General features: G+C 46.5%; 21 protein-coding genes. 18 read left to right on the forward strand and 3 right to left on the reverse strand.

What is annotated here, in order from left to right; all coding sequences use genetic code 11:
- Window positions 1–77 precede the first annotated feature (77 nt).
- From ACL9RM_RS07655 to ACL9RM_RS07680, 6 genes are all read left to right on the forward strand, one after another.
- Window positions 78–1,172 (forward strand): NADH:flavin oxidoreductase, encoded by a 1,095-nt coding sequence (locus tag ACL9RM_RS07655; protein ID WP_250268135.1) that lies wholly within the window; start codon window positions 78–80, stop codon window positions 1,170–1,172.
- 392 nt (window positions 1,173–1,564) lie between these two features.
- Complete coding sequence (locus tag ACL9RM_RS07660; protein WP_414126242.1) at window positions 1,565–1,636, forward strand: hypothetical protein; 72 nt, start codon at window positions 1,565–1,567, stop codon at window positions 1,634–1,636.
- A gap of 1,259 nt (window positions 1,637–2,895) precedes the next feature.
- On the forward strand, window positions 2,896–4,293 hold the full coding sequence (locus ACL9RM_RS07665) for a helix-turn-helix domain-containing protein (RefSeq protein ID WP_250268136.1): 1,398 nt from the start codon (window positions 2,896–2,898) through the stop codon (window positions 4,291–4,293).
- Window positions 4,294–4,657: 364 nt separating this feature from the next.
- Complete coding sequence (locus tag ACL9RM_RS07670) at window positions 4,658–4,825, forward strand: aspartyl-phosphate phosphatase Spo0E family protein (protein WP_081330748.1); 168 nt, start codon at window positions 4,658–4,660, stop codon at window positions 4,823–4,825.
- Window positions 4,826–4,930: 105 nt separating this feature from the next.
- Complete coding sequence (locus tag ACL9RM_RS07675) at window positions 4,931–5,125, forward strand: hypothetical protein (protein WP_061829457.1); 195 nt, start codon at window positions 4,931–4,933, stop codon at window positions 5,123–5,125.
- A gap of 114 nt (window positions 5,126–5,239) precedes the next feature.
- Window positions 5,240–5,614: a DnaJ family domain-containing protein gene (locus ACL9RM_RS07680; RefSeq protein ID WP_165176685.1), complete on the forward strand. Its 375-nt coding sequence runs from the start codon at window positions 5,240–5,242 to the stop codon at window positions 5,612–5,614.
- A 64-nt stretch (window positions 5,615–5,678) separates the two neighbouring features.
- Here ACL9RM_RS07680 and gluQRS read toward each other — a convergent pair whose 3' ends face one another.
- Window positions 5,679–6,674, reverse strand: coding sequence for a tRNA glutamyl-Q(34) synthetase GluQRS (gene gluQRS, locus ACL9RM_RS07685; RefSeq protein ID WP_250268137.1), 996 nt, complete (start codon window positions 6,672–6,674; stop codon window positions 5,679–5,681).
- 324 nt (window positions 6,675–6,998) lie between these two features.
- Between gluQRS and hrpB the strand changes: the two genes are divergently transcribed.
- The 6 genes from hrpB to ACL9RM_RS07715 all read left to right on the forward strand — a co-directional run bounded on the left by hrpB (window position 6,999) and on the right by ACL9RM_RS07715 (window position 14,114).
- Complete coding sequence (gene hrpB / locus ACL9RM_RS07690) at window positions 6,999–9,527, forward strand: ATP-dependent helicase HrpB (protein ID WP_414126241.1); 2,529 nt, start codon at window positions 6,999–7,001, stop codon at window positions 9,525–9,527.
- 118 nt (window positions 9,528–9,645) lie between these two features.
- Window positions 9,646–10,233, forward strand: coding sequence for a general stress protein (locus ACL9RM_RS07695; RefSeq protein ID WP_061830310.1), 588 nt, complete (start codon window positions 9,646–9,648; stop codon window positions 10,231–10,233).
- Window positions 10,234–10,503: 270 nt separating this feature from the next.
- On the forward strand, window positions 10,504–11,682 hold the full coding sequence (locus tag ACL9RM_RS07700) for an acyltransferase (protein WP_250268139.1): 1,179 nt from the start codon (window positions 10,504–10,506) through the stop codon (window positions 11,680–11,682).
- A gap of 142 nt (window positions 11,683–11,824) precedes the next feature.
- Window positions 11,825–12,463 (forward strand): CatB-related O-acetyltransferase, encoded by a 639-nt coding sequence (locus ACL9RM_RS07705; protein ID WP_250268140.1) that lies wholly within the window; start codon window positions 11,825–11,827, stop codon window positions 12,461–12,463.
- A gap of 264 nt (window positions 12,464–12,727) precedes the next feature.
- Window positions 12,728–13,090 carry a helix-turn-helix transcriptional regulator gene (locus ACL9RM_RS07710; protein WP_013310011.1) on the forward strand — a complete coding sequence of 121 codons (363 nt, stop codon included), beginning with the start codon at window positions 12,728–12,730 and terminating at the stop codon, window positions 13,088–13,090.
- Between the two features lie 19 nt (window positions 13,091–13,109).
- Entirely contained in the window at window positions 13,110–14,114 is a 1,005-nt protein-coding gene (locus ACL9RM_RS07715) for a Gfo/Idh/MocA family protein (protein WP_250268910.1), read from the forward strand.
- A 93-nt stretch (window positions 14,115–14,207) separates the two neighbouring features.
- Here ACL9RM_RS07715 and ACL9RM_RS07720 read toward each other — a convergent pair whose 3' ends face one another.
- On the reverse strand, window positions 14,208–14,777 hold the full coding sequence (locus tag ACL9RM_RS07720; RefSeq protein WP_250268141.1) for a TraR/DksA C4-type zinc finger protein: 570 nt from the start codon (window positions 14,775–14,777) through the stop codon (window positions 14,208–14,210).
- 144 nt (window positions 14,778–14,921) lie between these two features.
- Between ACL9RM_RS07720 and ACL9RM_RS07725 the strand changes: the two genes are divergently transcribed.
- From ACL9RM_RS07725 to ACL9RM_RS07750, 6 genes are all read left to right on the forward strand, one after another.
- A complete protein-coding gene (locus ACL9RM_RS07725) occupies window positions 14,922–15,299 on the forward strand; it encodes a DivIVA domain-containing protein (RefSeq protein WP_023988297.1) in 378 nt (125 codons plus the stop codon).
- Window positions 15,300–15,396: 97 nt separating this feature from the next.
- Window positions 15,397–15,831: an Rrf2 family transcriptional regulator gene (locus ACL9RM_RS07730; RefSeq protein WP_013310015.1), complete on the forward strand. Its 435-nt coding sequence runs from the start codon at window positions 15,397–15,399 to the stop codon at window positions 15,829–15,831.
- 24 nt (window positions 15,832–15,855) lie between these two features.
- A complete protein-coding gene (locus ACL9RM_RS07735; RefSeq protein WP_165175558.1) occupies window positions 15,856–16,356 on the forward strand; it encodes a metallophosphoesterase family protein in 501 nt (166 codons plus the stop codon).
- A 35-nt stretch (window positions 16,357–16,391) separates the two neighbouring features.
- Window positions 16,392–16,718, forward strand: a complete 327-nt coding sequence (locus tag ACL9RM_RS07740) for a (2Fe-2S) ferredoxin domain-containing protein (protein WP_061830316.1) — start codon at window positions 16,392–16,394, stop codon at window positions 16,716–16,718.
- Window positions 16,719–16,847: 129 nt separating this feature from the next.
- Window positions 16,848–17,126 carry a hypothetical protein gene (locus tag ACL9RM_RS07745; RefSeq protein WP_061830317.1) on the forward strand — a complete coding sequence of 93 codons (279 nt, stop codon included), beginning with the start codon at window positions 16,848–16,850 and terminating at the stop codon, window positions 17,124–17,126.
- A gap of 109 nt (window positions 17,127–17,235) precedes the next feature.
- Window positions 17,236–17,838 (forward strand): nitroreductase family protein, encoded by a 603-nt coding sequence (locus ACL9RM_RS07750; protein ID WP_025722870.1) that lies wholly within the window; start codon window positions 17,236–17,238, stop codon window positions 17,836–17,838.
- 154 nt (window positions 17,839–17,992) lie between these two features.
- On the opposite strand, the gene ACL9RM_RS07755 is transcribed toward ACL9RM_RS07750, so the two are convergent.
- A partial coding sequence (locus tag ACL9RM_RS07755; protein ID WP_414126243.1) for a transposase occupies window positions 17,993–18,163 on the reverse strand: 171 nt, incomplete at its 5' end.

An 18,163-nucleotide genomic window follows, 5' to 3' on the forward strand; every position in this document is an offset into this window, starting at 1 on the left:
GCGGGAACAGGAGCTTGATACTATTGCACTCATATCCACTTTGAAAATAATTATTGAAACTATAGGAGGCGTTATTCTTGACTAAAGAGCAGCAGCAAACTCATTCACTGGAGGCCTTATTTGAACCTCATACGGTTCATCAATTAACTATACCTAACCGGATTGTAATGTCGCCGATGGCGCGTGCTTTTGCACCGGAAGGAGTGCCGGCCTATTACCGACGCCGCGCAGAGAACGGGGTAGGGCTCGTCATCACCGTAGGCATGATCGACCATCCGGCTGCAACAAGTGAGCCCGGACTTCCTAGTATCTTTGGCGAAGCCCCTTTGAACGGCTGGAGGGAAGTGGTCAGACAGGTCCATGAGGCTGGAGGGGTCATATTCCCGCAGTTATCGCATATGGGGATGATTCGCCCCGTGGGTTCCCAGCCTTACCCGGACGCTCCGTCGATTGGGCCTTCGGGACTGGATATGCAGGGGAACAAAGTAAGCGAGCCGATGACGGAAGAAGAAATTGCCAAGGTCATCCAATCCTTTGCCGATGCGGCAGTAAATGCACAGCAGGTTGGCTTCGACGGAATTGAGCTGTCGGGCGGTCACGGCTTACTGATCGACCAATTCTTCTGGGAGAAAACCAATCAACGGACGGACCGCTATGGCGGCGATTTCCTGAAGCGTACCCGGTTTGCAGCCGAGATTGTCCAGGCAGTCCGCGCTGCCGTCGGCCCGGATTATCCGATCTCCATGCGCCTGTCCCAGTGGAAAATGGCAGATTATACGGCGAAGCTGGTAGATACGCCGGAGCAGCTGGAGCAATTCCTGACTGTGCTGGTACAAGCGGGCGTAGACATTTTTCATATCTCGACGCGCCGATTCTGGGAACCGGAATTTGCAGGTTCGGAGCTTAGTCTTGCCGGATGGGTGAGGAAGCTCACCGGGAAGACAACGATTACTGTTGGCTCCGTAGGCATGGACAATGATCCTGCAGATGGAGAGGAGGCAGACAACCAAGGACTGAAGGAGCTGCTGAAGCGGCTGGATAACTGTGAGTTTGATCTGGTAGCTGTCGGACGCGCGCTCCTGGGTGATCCGGCATGGGCGAAGAAAATCCGGGAGGGACGGACAGAGGACATTCTAGCCTTTACTCCTGAGTCTGCAGCCAATCTGTATTGATTGCGTGCTTGTCATAAGAAGGTGACATAAGAAAACCAAACAAGCAGGTTAAGACATCCAGCCTTGATCCGCTTGTTTGATTTCATAAATTAGGGTGATGATATATTTGTATAAAGACAATGTAAACAACCAAACGAAAACAGATGGACGATAAGATCAGAAAAAGAATACACTGACGAAGACGATTGCGGCCTGCTATCCCCAAACCGAAATCCAAAAGTGTATCAGGCTGTGCGGTTTGGAAGGGACGGCGACGGTTCAGTACAATTCCGTTAGGATGGGCTGATCTTACAGCAAAAAGATGATTTTCACTTCCATGGATACCATAAACGCCCGCCGTTAGATACTGTAATGCCCTATTATCTTTTGCCTATACACTGCTGTCCAACGATATGAAATGGGCACTGGAAGCTGTGGGCTTGGATGCTTATGTAGGTTTTCTGCATAGAGGTTGTTCAGAGTGAGCCTTATCGGCATTGGATGTGATGGAAGAACTTCGAGAAGTATATGCCGGCCGTTTTATCCTTACATTGATTAATAAGAAAAATGATTAAATAAAAGATTTTACAAAAAAAGAAAACGGGGCTGCCATGATGAACGATGTTACAAGGAAAAATCGTAATGAAGGCCTGGCACAATGAAACAGGATAGGATTATTTATCCCTATGTGAATGTATTTCGGATTTTACCCAATTCGACGTTTAAAGTACGAACTCGAAGAGTTGATAGACAAAACAGAAGACAGCTTGCGCTTCTACAACTTAGAAGATAACTACAAAAAGAAAGTGGATCATATAGGGGCCAAAGAAGCTTACGATATGGAAAGTCCGCTGATTCTGTAAGGTGCGAATGTGAAGCTCACATAAAAATCCCGGGTCCTTCGCACCTCGAAAAATGTCGAAAAGCAATTGAATCGGTTGCCTTCAGAAAAGGGCAATGGTTGATCCAAGCCTTTTTGGCATCGTTTTTTACGAGAATGTGTGGAATTGATATCATTAGGGTATGAATTACTGCATTTTTGCTGTCGCACTCCATGTGAGTGCGTGAATGATATGAAAAAAGAAGTCTTATTTCGTGGCCTGCCCAGCAGTGAACAAGTGCAAATTTCTTTTTAACGGATTCCTTATTCGACAAATTCCCCCTTACTTTTATACAATAATGAACTAACATTTACTATGTTGAAGTATAAAATAAGGTGGGAGTTGCTTATGAGGATTTCCATTAGTAAGTTTCTAAAGCGTTATGCAACGATTCTATTGAACTACGCAATAGTTATAGGGGTATTTTATGCTTTGGGATATCAGATGAGTGCTATGGGAATCTATGCAATTCTGACAGGAATTGTGAGTGGAGAAATAATCAATTTGGCATTATCAAAGCGAGAGAAATGAACCTATGTATCCCTTGATTACATCAAAATCGGGGGATTTTTCATTTGATTAAAAGGTTCAACAGAGTTTCTATCTGGGAACTCTATATCATTTACTAATAGTAAAGAATGTGGAGAGATGAAATAGTCATGTCAACTCTGTGAAACCTTTTATTTCGGCAATCCAATTTTACTTTTGCTATTCGTTTTCACAATCTTCCCTTGTGTGTAAGTTATGCTGAATTTTCGTTATAAACATTAGTTGCATAATATATTGACAGATGGTTAATTATGGAGAAGAATAGAGGGTGATTTTTAAAATAATGGAATTTTTATGTGAAGGGTGGTTATGACTTGAAGCATACACCTACGATTTCAGCGGAGTTTGAGGATTATCTAAAACAAAATGATATGACGTTGAGTCAATTTGCCGAATATTCAGGGGTTCATCAAAGAACGCTTAGTAATTGGATTACTCAGCATCGTCCTGTTTCCGTACAGCAGCTAGACCGAATTACTGCGGCTATGGATTTGCCAGAAGGCTATTTTTACGATCTATACATAGAAAATTACATCATTGACCTTTCTCCGAATTTTAGGCGAATCGAGCCATTATTGTATCGTTGTGCGGAGCTGGACAAGCTGGATGCAATCCGTCGAATGGTTGGACATATCATGGATAATCCGCTGTATGCGACTAGGCTATTTGATGTTGCAGAAGCATTATTTGAACAGGGACGACATGCTGCTGCGCTGCCTCTCTATGAGAATGTCGCAGAAGTGGAGAAATATCAGCATTCTGAACGCTTGGCCACCTGCCAATATCGTATATTCTCGATTCAAGTTGGAGACGACCAAAGCCGTAATCTCAAGGCAGCAACGCTATTTGAACCCTTCGTGGAACGTCTGGATGAAATAGACCAGCTTGATGCGCTAAAAGATTTGGCGAATGTGTATCGTTCTTTGCGCTTATGGGACAGGCTTGATGTGACCGCTCGAAAAATGAGAGATAAAGCGGAAATCCAATATACATTAGAGCATCAGCAGAAAAAACGAAAGCCTGCGGAACTTGAAAAGAGGCTGAGCCGTCCATTGTTTGTGTACATCACCTATTCTGATTTACTGTGTGCCAGTGTATATGAGGCCAAAGGCGATTATGAGCAGGCATTACAATATACATACGCCTACGCTAATTTAGATTGGGTCAAAGAGACTGACGAGGATACTCTGCATTGGATTAAACAGTTTCAAGATTGGGCAGAAGGTAATATCTACACCTATAAGCTATTATCTGGAGATATAAGTGTACTAAACAATTATGTTGAATATATTGCTGCTTCGCCAGATGCTTCTGAAAAAGAAATGGTTACAAAGCTGTTGAATATTATGATGGCGGCTAACCGATTTCAAGTTGATGTGGATGAAGTACTTAAGCAGTTCGAAGCGGAGATAGATTCGATCACCCAACAGCAACCATCTGCTGATATGTACACTCATCAAGTGGTTCCAGAACAATTAACGCGTTTTAAATATGAACTGGCTAAATACTACTTAAATAAAGGTAATTATTCATATGGATTTAAAAATTTACTAGACGTTTTATCTAAATCATTAGTCATTAACAAAGAAGCCTTTTTCATTAGCTGCATAAGATTATTTGAGCAGTTCAAACAATTTGCAGACTTTAGATTGTGTACAAAGTATGAAAGTTTAGTTAGAGAAGGGCGAAAAGAAAGATTATTTTATTATTAATAGTTATTAATCATTTCTCAGTGTTGATTCCAAGTTGAATAAAATAAAATATATATGGAAAACGAAGAAGGCAGAATGTTGCTGTGCAAGTAAAGCGGTCGCCTTTACCACGGATTTTAACCTTAATCTGACTTTATTCAGGAAATACAGGGGCGGTGACGATGGGAAGCAACATCGGGCTGCGTAGTGAATCAATAGTTGAATTTTAAGTTCATTTTGTAGGAGTCTGTTGCATTTTAAATAAACATAAAACGCCAAAAAAGTGCCTCTGGAATGCTCCAGAAGCATTTTTTTTGTCGAGCAAATTTTCAAAAAGTCCAAAAATTTACGTTTTGTATTAGGATATGACACAGAAGGGGGAATCATGCTGATGAATCCAGGTGTGACTTTACTTCGTGTCGAACGGGCCAGAAAAAGACTGTACCAAATTCAGAAGAAATACGGATTTTTAACGCATCCCAAAGTGATTGAACAATCCATGAAACTGGATGAACTATTGAATCAATACCAAACCTGCAAAATGAAATCTTAGCTAATGTGTGTGCAAGACGCGCTTTTAAAGGAAGAAGACGAACTCCAATCCCCAAACCCCAATCAAAATTCTAAATCCTATACTTATGAAGAGGTGGTAACGTTGTTGAACAAACGAAATCCTGTAACTCCTTTTGGCTGGAAAATCAAACAAAAGCTAGTTGAAATTCAAATGGATCAGAGAACTTTTTGTGACACCTATCATATTCCTGCTAGCCGTTTGTCCAATCTCATTCACGGAACACGTAAGGCCAAAAAATATAGAGTACAAGTATCTCAATTGCTTGGGATCGAAGAATAACCCTCTTTCTCCTTTATGGATACAGGACATCCTAATGATATGTAAGCTACAGTGGCAAAGGACTCCAGGTTTCTTTAATATAGATTGTACATAGGAAGCTTAAAACAAGAAGTGATGGGGATGTTCTCCAGAATGGCAGAGCAGAAGATTGCCGAGGCGATGGCCAAAGGTGAGTTTGATCATTTACCGGGAGCGGGCAAGCCACTGGTCATCGAGGATTTGTCACATGTTCCAGAGGAGCTGCGGATGTCGTACAAGCTGTTGAAGAATGCAGGCATTTTACCGGAAGAGCTTCAGTTACAAAAGGAATGTGTCCAGTTACGTGATTTGCTTCACGCTTGTCATGAGGCAGGAGAGCGAGAGCGGATCAGTCGCAGGCTGACTGAAAAATCACTTCGTCTCCGTATGCTGCTGGAGGAAAGAGGGCTGAATACGTCGTCTGTATTTTATGAATATGAGTCCGCTATGCGTAAGCGACTGGAGGAATAGAAGCGAGAGGAGCAAAGGGCGGAATGCCCTTGCCCGTACACTTTGATTTCTGTGCTTTACCTCATTACCGTTGCAGTGCAGATAATCTCGTGAGGCATTGTTTCGTCAGGATGACAGGTTCTTTGGGCAGTTTGTCCAAATGAAAGTCATCGATTAAATCCTCAGCCTTCACAGGCTCAGGTGAATCCAGCAGCCCGGAAAAATAGGCGAGCCAGCCAATGACTGCTTCCGGTGTGACCCCTTGTCGGCGCATAGCTCGGAGTGCTACGCCACCATGTCGTTTGGCCAGCCTTCGCCCATCAGGGCCTAGGACAAGGGGAGCGTGTGCGAAACGTGGCGGCTGCAACCCCAAAGCTTGGTACAGCAATAGCTGACGGGGCGTTGAATCGAGAAGATCATACCCACGTAGTACGTCGGTCATATGCATATCCGCATCATCGACAACGACAGCAAGCTGATAGGAAAACATGCCGTCGGCTCGTTTGACGATAAAATCGCCCCCCTCTGCCGCACCGAAGGCCACATGACCTGCTACCTGATCATGAAACGAAATAACGGCATCTGTATGTTGCGGTACTTTAAAGCGAAGTGAAGGGAGTTTATGCTGTGCTTTGGCTACGACATCTTGAGAGCTAAGGTTACGACATGCCCCTGAATATGCGGGTCCTTCACCAGACAGTCCATGTGGAGCATGGGCGGCGGCCAGAATGTCGGCCCGACTGCAAAAACAAGGATACAGTAAATCTTGCCTCTGTAGTTTCTCCAATGCAGACTGGTAGCGTTCCAGCCGTTGGCTTTGAGTGTAGGAACCGTAGGGACCGCCTACGTCGGGTCCTTCGTCCCAATTCAGCCCGATCCAGCGCAAGTCTTCCATAATCCCTTGCGCCAACTGGCTGCGAGCTCGCGTCATATCAATATCTTCCATGCGCAAAATATAGGTTCCGCCCAGGGAACGAACGTGCAGCCAGGATAATAAGGCAGTACGAGCGTTTCCTAAGTGTATCCATCCCGATGGTGTTGGGGCAAATCGCCCTCTGATGGGTTGGGCCTGTAATTCCATACGAAAGTGACCTCGATTCTATGTTCCGTCCTTCAGCAATCCATATCAAACTATATTATAAAACGATCTTGCCGCGAGTGCATCCCGACAGGTATAGGAGCTAACACAGAAAACTTACATAGCTGCGATGGCCAGACGGGAAATTTAAATATCTGTATAATAGATTTAGAAGAATTATGCACGACAGACCGAAGAGAAGTTCCAGAGGGGTAGCTTAACCTTTTCTATTCAGCGCTCGATAATTACAGGTAATGAAAAATTCGCAATAATAAAGGAATTAAAACTTAGATTCTACGCATCAAGCGTATCATTGGAGAGATTTCATTGACAGATAAACAACTGCCTATTATGCAAGTGATCCCCGAGCTTAAACATACACTGCAATTCCATTCGGCGGCGGTACTGATTGCACAGCCGGGAGCGGGGAAAACGACGGTAACACCTCTGGAGCTACTGCATGAGCCGTGGCTGGCAGGGCAAAAGATGATTATGCTGGAGCCGAGGCGTTTGGCAGCGCGTGCAGCAGCAGCGCAAATGGCAAAAGCGCTCGGAGAGCCCACCGGGAAGACCGTGGGTTACCGGGTTCGTATGGATACAAAGGTAGGGCCAAACACACGGATTGAAGTGGTTACGGAGGGCGTACTGACCCGGATGCTGCAACATGATCAGGCGTTGGAGGGAGTCGGCCTGATTATTTTTGATGAGTTTCATGAACGCAGCCTGCATGCAGATTTGGGATTGGCACTTGCCCTGCAAAGCCAGGCACTGTTGCGACCGGATTTGAAGATATTGATCATGTCTGCCACCCTGGAGGCAGAGCCTGTATGTAGATTATTAGGGGATGCGCCATTGCTGGAATGTCCAGGCACTGTATTTCCGGTAGAAACCTTTCATATGTCCAAACCTTCGTCAACTTCATTAGAGTCCTTTACGGCTGAGACGGTAGAAAAGGTACTCCATGCTCATGAAGGTGATCTGCTGGTGTTTTTACCAGGGGCTAGAGAAATTCACAGAACGGAACGAGAATTGGCTTCAAAGCATTTACCAGCACATGTCAAGGTCATTCCGCTGTACGGCAGCATGAAGCTGGAGCAGCAGGATGAGGCAATACGCCCGTCGGCTTCGGGCAGTCGAAAAGTGGTATTGGCCACCTCGATTGCCGAGTCTAGCTTGACCATCACCGGAATCACGGTGGTGATCGACAGCGGACTATCGCGGGAGTCTGTATTTTCCGCGCGAACCGGCATGAGCCGTTTGACCACAGTCAAGGTGTCCAAGGCCTCCGCCGATCAGCGGCGCGGACGGGCGGGCCGCCTCCAGCCGGGCGTATGCTACCGGCTGTGGAGCGCGCAGGAGCAAGCCGCGCTCCCCGATGCCAGCCGCCCGGAAATCGCCGCGGCGGATCTGGCCCCGCTCGCGCTGGAGTTGGCGGCCTGGGGCGTGCGCGAGCCCGCCGAGCTGGCCTGGCTGGATGCCCCGCCTGAGGCCGCGTACCGCCAGGCCACAGGTCTGCTGCACCAGCTCGGCTGCCTGGATGCAGTAGCCGATGGCACTACAGGCGGCATTACTGCGCATGGGCGCGAGGTGTCCGCCCTGGGCACGCACCCGCGCCTTGGGCACATGCTGTTGCGTGCTGCGTCCCTCGGCCTGGCACCAACTGCCAGCCGTCTGGCTGCGCTGCTGCAAGAGCGTGACCCGTTCCGCGCTCATGGCGGAACGGATTTGCGCCCGCGACTGGATGCCCTGCGCGAGGCGGCCTATGCCCGCAGCACGCACAGCCTGCTGCGGGCAGCAGACGATACGGTGATTCGCCGTATCGTGCAGGAGAGCCGGCAGCTGCTAGCCAAGCTGCCGACAGCAGCCGCAGCGCAGGACGAGCCTGACGGCTCCGCGGCTTGCGGGTTGCTGTTGGCCTTTGCGTATCCGGATCGGATCGCGCAGGGCCGGGGGGATGGTCGCTTTTTGCTTAGCGGCGGTCGGGGGGCGCGACTCCGACAAGTGGAGTGGATGTCGCGTTCGTCCTATCTCGTCGCCGCTGAAGTGGACGACGAGGGAGCAGACGGTGCTATTCAGTTGGCGGCACCAATTGAACTGCAAGAGCTGGTCGAACATTGCAGTGAAATGCTGTTGGAACAAGCTAACGTATACTGGGATAGCTCCGCCTCAGCAGTGAGAGCCCGCAAAGTACTGCGGCTGGGCTCACTTGTCTTAAAGGAAACGTCCTATGAGCGACCTCCGGCAGAGGAAGTAGCTGCTGCCTTGATGCAGGGTGTCCGTGAACGAGGTCTAAAGCTGCTGTCATGGAATCGGCAAACCCTCCAGTTGCAGGCGCGTTTGATTTTTATGCACTTCTCGGCCCCTGAGGACTGGCCGGATTGCACGGAATCGGCATTGTTGGATTCTCTGGAAGCGTGGCTGCTACCTTTTGCTATAGGAGCCAAAAATGTATCCGATCTGCAACGGCTTGACAGTGCTGCATTGCTGCTTGGCAGGCTGGATTGGGAACAGCGGCAGCAGCTTGATCAGGAAGCGCCGACGCATATCCGCGTACCCAGCGGTTCCCGCATTCCTGTCGATTATTCAAATCCTGAGGCACCAGCGCTGGCCGTACGACTACAAGAGTTGTTCGGTATGGGGGATACGCCTCGTATTGGACGCGGACGTGTGCCAATTGTATTGCATTTACTGTCACCTGCCCAGCGACCTGTCCAAGTGACTTCCGACTTGTCCAGCTTCTGGAGCGAGGCTTATTTTGAGGTCAAAAAGGATCTAAAGGGCAGATATCCCAAGCATTATTGGCCGGATGATCCACTGGAAGCTGTGGCGACCAACAGAGCAAAGCCAAAGCGTTAAATAGAAGCTATTTTATGCTAATCGACTTTTTGAATTTTTGTAAAACGTTTAAACGTCATTATAGTGGGGTAATGAAAAACGAACCACTCAACACTAAAATATTTGGGAGGTAACTATCATGGCTAATAACTTAAACGATTATAACGAAAAGAAAATTGTCGGTGTTTTTGATACAGAACAGGAAGCGTCTCGTGCGATTGGACAATTGCAGAGCAAAGGAATTCCAAGCAGTGAGATTTCTGTGATCACACGTGACCGTGACGATCTAAGGGCGATTAGTGAAGAGACAGGCACGAAGGCACCGGAGGGTGTAGCGACAGGTGCGGCTACAGGTGGAGTTGTAGGCGGTGTCGCTGGCTTGCTGGCAGGCATCGGGGCCTTGGCTATTCCGGGTATCGGACCTATCCTTGCCGCTGGACCTATCGCGGCTACTCTTACCGGAGCAGCTGTCGGAGCGGGAGCAGGTGGCTTGGTCGGTGGACTGGTCGGGCTGGGCATTCCAGAGGATGATGCACGTCAATACGAGACATACGTCGATCAGGGCAAGATTTTAGTGCTGGTGGATTCCGCTGACCATCACAGGGATGTTTATGATATTTTCCGCACCAACCGTTCGCTGAATGCGGATCGTTACAGAACGTATGATGATACGGTGGCGGACACGCCGCGTACAGATGTGTACACAGATACTAGAAGGAACCTGTAAACACTTTACGGCTAGTTAAGAAAGTGATGTACAGTAGGCTTTCCTATTTCCTTTGTATATAGGTTGTTTTTACAGCAGCAGTCTCCCTGAGAGGGAGGACTGCTGCTTTTACATATTTTTACTCATTGATAAACCTGAGATAAATGATGCTTTGCATGCCGTTGGCACGTTTAACCTTCTATATATTTTTACAGAATTGTCGTTATAATAGATTGAGGATTTTGCAAAAATCCTGGATTTATAAATTGCTAGATGTAACAGGAGAGTGACATGAGTCAAAAAGAGAGAATTTCCGAAGTCGCTTTGCTGAGAGGGCTGGCTTTTGCGGCCGTTGTTCTTCAGCATTCCGTCGCACACTATGCGGTTGCGCAGGGGGCGCGCATCCAGGACGGGGTATTGATGACACTTTTACTGCTGTGTTCCAAATTTGCAGTTCCTGTGTTTGTATTTATCACTGGAATGGTGCTATTTTACAATTATGATGGAGCCTTAAAGTACGGAACGTTTTTACGTAAAAGATTCATGGACATCATCGTTCCTTATATCATATGGTCTCTTTTATACGAATTGGGAAATCAGCTTGCCCAAAGTGGTGGATATATTCACCCGCTGGATTTTTTCCAGAAGTTGTTGAACGGGAAAAGCAGCTATCATCTATGGTACATCGTTATGATTATTCAATGTTATGTGTTATTTCCCGTGTTTCGTTATTCCGTTCGCCGTTTGTCTGCGTTACTGCCGTCAAAATGGCGACCCGCTGCATTGGCTGGATTCGGCGTGCTATATATTTTGCTCATGTTCGCCGTTGGACCCGTATACCAAGCGATGGATAAGCTCCAGCTTCCGGTCATTACCTCTTGGTTTACCCTGTACGCTGACCGGAATGTGATCTATTTTTTCTTTTATTTTGTGCTAGGAGCGGCAGCCGGGATGAACGTCAAGCGTTGGAATGCTTGGGTAACCAAAGCACAGATGATATACTGGCCGTTGTTTATCGTGATTACAGGCTACTTACTGTATGAGATGATCGGTCAGTTCCAGACGCCGCGAGGTACAGTTATTTCCTTTAACTATTTATCTCTGCTGCGTCCGGTCATGGCTGTATATTGCGTTGCGTCTATTTTTGTAGCTTATCGGGTAGCGACGTGGATTGCTCATAAGGGGGGACGTGCGGCGAGTATGCTGACGGCCATCGGAACGTTGTCCTATGGAGCGTATCTCATGCATGCCTTTATGCTACGTGTGACCTATTATTTTGACGAGAGGTTGTTTGCAGACTGGAGTCACGTTCTTCGTACGCTGGCTTCATTCGTTCTCTGTATGATCTTTTCCGTTGCCGGAACATGGCTGCTGGCACGTTTGCCTCTGGGCAAATGGATCGTGGGGCTTCGGGTTCGTCCTCGCCCTCGCCCGACTGGAGGTCCGCCAGCCTTACAAAAGCAAGCCTGATTTGATAACCCAATCACATATGTTCACAAGAGTATCCCAAAGCCAAGAAATAGGGCTAAGGGATACTTTTCTATCTACATTTGTTTAATAGTATACATACTGATAGACTGGATGTTCACATCCATATGGGGAGGGTCGCTAAATGAGTGGTCCAGATATAAGAAGCGTTTTTCCGATGAAAAATATTAGAAGTCTGTGTTTTTTGAACAATGTAGTGGTTAATCCATATATCGAAATCGGGGATTATACCTATTATGACGATGATGATAACCCTTTGGATTTTGAGAAAAATGTCCTTTATCATTTTGAATTTATAGGGGACAAATTAAAGATTGGTAAGTTTTGCGCGATTGCAGCCAAAGCCAAATTTATTATGAATGGCGCTAATCATAATACCAATGCATTTACCACTTTTCCTTTTGGAGCGTTTGGCGGAGATTGGGAAGTTGGTTTACCCAATTTAAGTGGGGGCTACAAAGGGGACACTGTGGTTGGAAATGATGTTTGGATTGGTTACAATGCTACCATTATGCCCGGAGTTCAAATTGGTGATGGCGCGATCATTGCGTCAAATGCCGTGGTGACTAAAGATGTTCTGCCATATTCCATTGTAGGAGGAAATCCCGCGAAGTTAATTCGTTATCGGTTTGATGAGGAAACTATAGCGATGCTCCAAACCCTGAAATGGTGGGACTGGGACATCCAAAAAATAACAGAATATATTCCTATTTTGACAAGTAACGATACGGAGGCCTTAAAACAATTAATCCAGTCTTCGTAATCGTAACTCTATTTTTTTAGCTTTAGTTACATTATTTCAGCATATGAAAAATTCATAATAGAAAGAACAATAAAATCATTTCTTCAGCGCTTCGCACACTACTCTATATCGCCTCATTCTATATCTCTCACCATCTTAAAACAGGTCACAAGGGATGGAGAGTTCTCATAAACTTTTATCTCATCAAAGGAAATAGTGTATGGACGCAGAGTGGTTTATAATGGAAGATAAGGTGCACGAATAAGGTGTGGAGGAGGCTGTGAAATGGCGTTTATGATATCCCAGCGGGCTTTTATCAAAATTTATCTGATCACAATGGTGGAGAGGCATCGCGGTTATGGATATCAGATGCTCGAATCGATGAAGGATGAGTTTAGTGGCTTTGGATATGTTCCGCCTCAGAGCGAGGTTTACCGGGCGCTGCATGAGCTGGTACAGGAAGGCGTTTTTTACCGTACCAAGCGATTGAAAGGAACAGACCCGCGTGTGGATTTTCAGGAGATTGTACTCTATCACTTTACAGATGATGGGGAGGAGAAAGCACGATTGTACAAGAAGCAGGTCAAAGCTGATTTGGACCGTTGCTTAGGTATGCTGCATAAAGCGGAACAAGACAACTATTCCTAACCACGAAAGGATGAGAATGATGGGTAGAAAGCTGAAATGGGGAATTTTAGGCACTGCGGAGATCGCCCAAATCGCTGTAATTCCTGCGATTCAGCAATCTGAACGCGGAGAAGTGCTTGGGATTGCTAGTCGTAATGCGAATAAAGCCGCTGAGGCCGCCCGGGAGTTCGATATTCCAAAAAGTTATGGAAGCTATGATGAACTGTTGGCTGATCCCGAAATCGGAGCGGTGTACATTCCGTTGCCAAACCATCTGCATGAAGAGTGGACCATTCGGGCAGCGGAGGCTGGGAAGCACGTTTTGTGTGAAAAACCATCTTCTCTTAGCTCGGCTGGGACAAGCCGTATGATTGAAGCATGTCAACGTGCAGGAGTGATCTTTGCAGAGGCTTTTATGTATCGCTATCATCCCAAACATCGAAGAATTAAGGAAATTATTAATAGTGGGGAAATTGGTGACATTCGCGGCATCCATTGCACGTTTACGTTTAACAATACCGATCAGGCAGATAATGTGCGCTTTAATAAAAATATGGGCGGCGGCTCGCTATATGATGTGGGCGTCTATCCGATATCAGCCGCTCGTATGTATTTGGACCGGGAGCCGGAGGCAGTGACGGTACATGCCTTATTTTCCTCGGAGCATGACAACGTCGATATGATGGCTTCCGGCTTGCTGGAATTTCCGGGTGGAGTCAACCTTACTTTCGATTGTGGCATGTGGGCAGCCAACCGTTCCAACATGGAAATTCTCGGTAGCAAGGGTACGATTGCGATGCCCAAAATGTTCGGTTGGGAAAGAACGTCTGTGGTACCGCAAATTTTCGTCCACGTCGGTTCGGTTACGCGTGAGGAACGTCTGAAAGGTTTTAATTCCTTTGAACTGCAAGCGGATGCTTTTGCTAAAGCGGTGCTTGACGGTGTCCCGTTGCCGTATGAGCCAGAAGATGCGGTGAGCAATATGAAGGTGATCGACGCTTGTATTGAGTCAGCTCGCAGTCGGAAACGGATAGAAATTGGATAAACGGGATCACCGTATTCCCGTAAGGCATAAAAAAGCAGCCTGTCCAAAGGACAAGCTGCTTTTTTAGATGAACGAATACATAAGCGTATAGCATTACATATTTTCATCATAGTCGGTGACATCACGCTTGGCGGCAGTTGCAGGCGAGTTCGATGTACCGTATTTTTCTACGGCATCCCATGCGCCCACATCGTCAAATCGTCCTGCATTTCGTTGGCGAACCTCACCTGCACCCTTGGGTGGCGGAGTCATGACCTGTTCCTCTACCGGGCGGTCATTCGATAATTCTCGAGTTGGCGTGTGCTCGACGGTATAGGCTGTATATGGAATGGCTTGCAACCGTTCAAAAGGAATTTCTTCCCCGCTCTCCACACATATCCCGTACGTCCCATCCTTCATCCGTTGAAGGGCTGTATTGACCTGCTCCAGCTCGTCTTGCAGCGAATCATTAATCGCCAGATCACGGGACCGTTCAAAGGTTTCTGTCCCTATATCAGCGGGGTGGTTGTCATAGGACGAGAGCTCACCTGTAGAATCTGTCAGTGTTTCTCCCAATGGAGCGTTTTCCTGACCGTTTTGTTCAAAATGCTTTTCTAAATCCTTTTTCTGCTCCAACAACATATGTTTCAGCTCTGCAAGCTGCGAATCGTTCAAGTGGTTCATGATCATCTCTCCCCTTCGTGGTCTGGATAAGTGACACGTATGCTCTTTTATACCCGTTCATAGGGCTGGGCAATCAGCAGAGACTTTTATTCCCAGCCTAGAATGTGATATAAAAAGAATAGTGTGTTAAGGAGGGAATAACCGATGGATGAACATATGAAGCGTCGTCTGGATAAGCAAAAGCAGTTGTTTAAGCAACTGGGCATTCAGCTGGACGCGCTCTCCATTCATGAGAAACAGTTTAAGAATAAAATGCGCGGCTATGATCCGGACGAGGTGGATGCCTTTCTGGATGAAGTGATCAAGGATTACGAACGCTTTTATGCGAATATAGCCGACCTGATGGACAAGTGGCAGGAGCAGCAGGCAACCATACGTGATTTGAAAAATGCACCTAAGCCTGCCGCTGACCTTAATGGACTTGACCGTCGTCAACTGGAGGATATCGTTAAGCAGTTGGAATATAGTGTACGCCAATTAAAAGTGCGAGTACGTCCTGAAAATGACTATTTTCCGGAGTAAGGTGCAGTAAGCACTGTGTTAGTGCCTCTATTGTGGTATGATGGAAACATGCATTTTACCAAACATTTAATGAGGCACACACATAAAGGTGGTTAACATGAGTACCCATTTTTCCGTTAGTATCCATTGTCTGCTTCTTCTGGCTGAAGGGGCACCGGAGCGAATGACATCGTCACTTATTGCTTCCAGCATCAATACAAACCCGGTAGTTGTGAGAAGGATTATGAGCCGACTCAAGCAAGCGGGTTTGGTGGATTCGTCGCCTGGAGCACGCGGCTTTCGTCTAAGCATGTCCAGTTCAAACATCAATCTGAAAATGATCTATGAGGCGACCAAGGATGAAGGTCCGTTGTTCGCCATCCATACCGATAGCAATCATAATTGTGAGGTAGGCAGGAACATAGACGCATTGTTGGATGGTTTATATACCGTGGCAGAGCAGAAAATACAGGCATTTTTCGAGACCGTTACGCTGCGAGATCTGGAGCAGGCACTTCAGCAGCGCGTAGGGCAACAAAGTTCATCTGTGTAAAGATGCTGGTAAGGAGAAATTGATATGAAAATCATCGTACTTTCAGACACTCATATGCCGCATAGAAGCAAAACACTGCCTAGTCGGCTTGTACAGGAGTTAAAAGGCAGTGACCTCATTCTCCATGCCGGAGATTGGACGGATTGGTTCGTATATGAACGTCTAGCTGAATTTGCGCCTGTGCAAGGCATTGCCGGAAACAATGATGGAATGGACATCGTGGAGCGTTTAGGCTATCAACGAATCGTTGAAGTTGAAGGCAAGCGGATCGGTATGGTTCACGGTCACGGCTGGCGAGGAACGACAGAAAATATCGCATTGAATACGTTTAAGGGAGAAACGCTGGATTGCCTGATTTATGGACATTCGCATATTCCGGTGGTCAAAACGATTGACGGTCAGCTTGTCCTTAATCCGGGGTCTCCGACGGACAAACGCGGCGAAGACGAATATTCATTCATCGTGCTGACGATTGAAGCTGATCAGATGGAAGCACAGCTTGTTCTTTATCCAGATAAACATTGATTTAAAACCAACAACTGTTGATTAAAGGGGAAGCTATGGCTATTTTTGAGTTAGAACCAATGAAGCATCATGTGTTGATCTGCAATGGAGGCACATGTATGCGACATGAGGGTGAAGAAGTTACACAGGCAATTCGGGATGAAATTCGTAAACAAAATGCAGAAGCATATATTCACACGACCAGAACTCGCTGTAATGGGCGTTGTCATGATGCTGCGGTTGTGATCGTATATCCTCAAGGGGACTGGTATGGTCAAATGACCCCCGACTCGGGGACTCAACTGGTGCAGAAGCTCGTAACGGGAGAGAAGCTGGAACCTCATCTTTTTCATGAGTGTACAGGTCAATCCAGCTCGGAATAATCCAATCAACCATCTATAAGTACATGAGTAGAGAAAATCTTTGCGGAGATTTTCTCTTTTTTGCGTTTAATCCCCGATGTGAAAGGTAAAAGTATATGTGGACACCAATCCGATAGGGAGGGAAGTAAAATGGCCCCATTTGAAGATAACCTGCACGATCAGAATCAGCAGAAAGGACAGACGGGGAAAGGAACAACGGAGTCTAAACATCAGAAACAGTCGATCAATCGAGATCATGCGGAGCAGTATCCGACAGAGCAGGAAAGCTTGTTCGACCGTTTTGAGATCGAGCAGACGGTAGACGCCATTCCTGTAGAGGATTTGAAGATGGAAAGACAGGAGGAGAGAGACAAGGATGCAACCAAGCACACCTCTTCCAGTGAGAAAAAATATAATGGTGGCGTATAATCATCAACTAACTGGTAATATTTAAAAAGAAATCTCTTGACTTTAAGATATATGTAATGTATATTAAGTTACGAAAAGTAATTAATTTTACTCAGGAGGTAACAAAAAAATGGCTAAAGACTTCTTCACAGCTCTGAAAGACAGACGCTCCTATTATGGTATTAGCAAAGAACAGGTTATTTCTGACCAACGGATTCAAGAGATTGTAGAGGAAGCTGTTAAGTACACACCTACCTCTTTCAACTCCCAAACTTCACGTGCTGTAGTGTTGCTCGGAGAGCATCATGATAAACTGTGGAATATTACAGAAGATATTTTGCGTGAGGTTGTAGGCAATGAGGAGCAATTCAAGTCTACTGCCGAGAAAATGAACGGTTTCCGCAGCGGATACGGAACAGTCTTGTTCTTTGAAGACAATAACGTGGTAGCTGGTCTGCAACAACAATTTGAAGCCTACGCGGACAATTTCCCAATCTGGTCCAACCAATCTAATGGTATGCTGCAATTGGTGGTATGGACGGCTCTGGAGCAAGAAGGACTGGGGGCATCCCTTCAGCATTACAACCCATTGATTGATGAAAAAGTGAAAAACGAATGGAACATTCCTGAGCATTGGAAACTGATTGCTGAAATGCCATTTGGTAAACCGACATTCCAACCAGGTGAAAAAGAATTCCAGCCTGTTGAAGAACGCGTAAAAACATTTAAATAATTATAATTTTCACGATAAAATGACGATTCAGGCTCGACTTGGTAAAGCACTGTGGGTATCCACAGTGCTCAGAGTGTCGAGAAACCCCGTCTTTTGAGACGTGGGTTTCTTTTTCTTTACATCATAAGGCTCTGGTCTCTGGAGAAACAGGGGGTTACCCCTGTTTCTTCAGGCGATCCAGGTGGATCGCCATCTTCTTCATGTTCTGCACGGCTGCCGTCATAAGGGCTTGTTCCCTGACGTTTGGCAGACCGCGCAAACGGCAATAGCGAAACCCATGGAGCTCTTTGGCATCCGCGAAGCTTCGCTCAATCGTCTCTTTTCG

It is taken from the genome of Paenibacillus sp. S29 (assembly GCF_049319765.1).
Taxonomy (GTDB): Bacteria; Bacillota; Bacilli; order Paenibacillales; family Paenibacillaceae; genus Paenibacillus; species Paenibacillus polymyxa_B.

What these genes read in the sequence shown, in the direction of transcription:
- ACL9RM_RS07740 (WP_061830316.1), top strand. Translation starts at nt 16,392, where the DNA reads ATGGCTATTTTTGAGTTAGAACCAATGAAGCATCATGTGTTGATCTGC.
- ACL9RM_RS07725 (WP_023988297.1), top strand. Translation starts at nt 14,922, where the DNA reads ATGGATGAACATATGAAGCGTCGTCTGGATAAGCAAAAGCAGTTGTTT.
- gluQRS (WP_250268137.1), bottom strand. Translation starts at nt 6,674, where the DNA reads ATGGAATTACAGGCCCAACCCATCAGAGGGCGATTTGCCCCAACACCA.
- ACL9RM_RS07695 (WP_061830310.1), top strand. Translation starts at nt 9,646, where the DNA reads ATGGCTAATAACTTAAACGATTATAACGAAAAGAAAATTGTCGGTGTT.
- ACL9RM_RS07680 (WP_165176685.1), top strand. Translation starts at nt 5,240, where the DNA reads ATGGGGATGTTCTCCAGAATGGCAGAGCAGAAGATTGCCGAGGCGATG.
- ACL9RM_RS07720 (WP_250268141.1), bottom strand. Translation starts at nt 14,777, where the DNA reads ATGAACCACTTGAACGATTCGCAGCTTGCAGAGCTGAAACATATGTTG.
- ACL9RM_RS07730 (WP_013310015.1), top strand. Translation starts at nt 15,397, where the DNA reads ATGAGTACCCATTTTTCCGTTAGTATCCATTGTCTGCTTCTTCTGGCT.
- ACL9RM_RS07670 (WP_081330748.1), top strand. Translation starts at nt 4,658, where the DNA reads ATGCTGATGAATCCAGGTGTGACTTTACTTCGTGTCGAACGGGCCAGA.
- ACL9RM_RS07715 (WP_250268910.1), top strand. Translation starts at nt 13,110, where the DNA reads ATGGGTAGAAAGCTGAAATGGGGAATTTTAGGCACTGCGGAGATCGCC.
- ACL9RM_RS07735 (WP_165175558.1), top strand. Translation starts at nt 15,856, where the DNA reads ATGAAAATCATCGTACTTTCAGACACTCATATGCCGCATAGAAGCAAA.
- ACL9RM_RS07710 (WP_013310011.1), top strand. Translation starts at nt 12,728, where the DNA reads ATGGCGTTTATGATATCCCAGCGGGCTTTTATCAAAATTTATCTGATC.
- ACL9RM_RS07750 (WP_025722870.1), top strand. Translation starts at nt 17,236, where the DNA reads ATGGCTAAAGACTTCTTCACAGCTCTGAAAGACAGACGCTCCTATTAT.
- ACL9RM_RS07700 (WP_250268139.1), top strand. Translation starts at nt 10,504, where the DNA reads ATGAGTCAAAAAGAGAGAATTTCCGAAGTCGCTTTGCTGAGAGGGCTG.
- ACL9RM_RS07745 (WP_061830317.1), top strand. Translation starts at nt 16,848, where the DNA reads ATGGCCCCATTTGAAGATAACCTGCACGATCAGAATCAGCAGAAAGGA.
- ACL9RM_RS07705 (WP_250268140.1), top strand. Translation starts at nt 11,825, where the DNA reads ATGAGTGGTCCAGATATAAGAAGCGTTTTTCCGATGAAAAATATTAGA.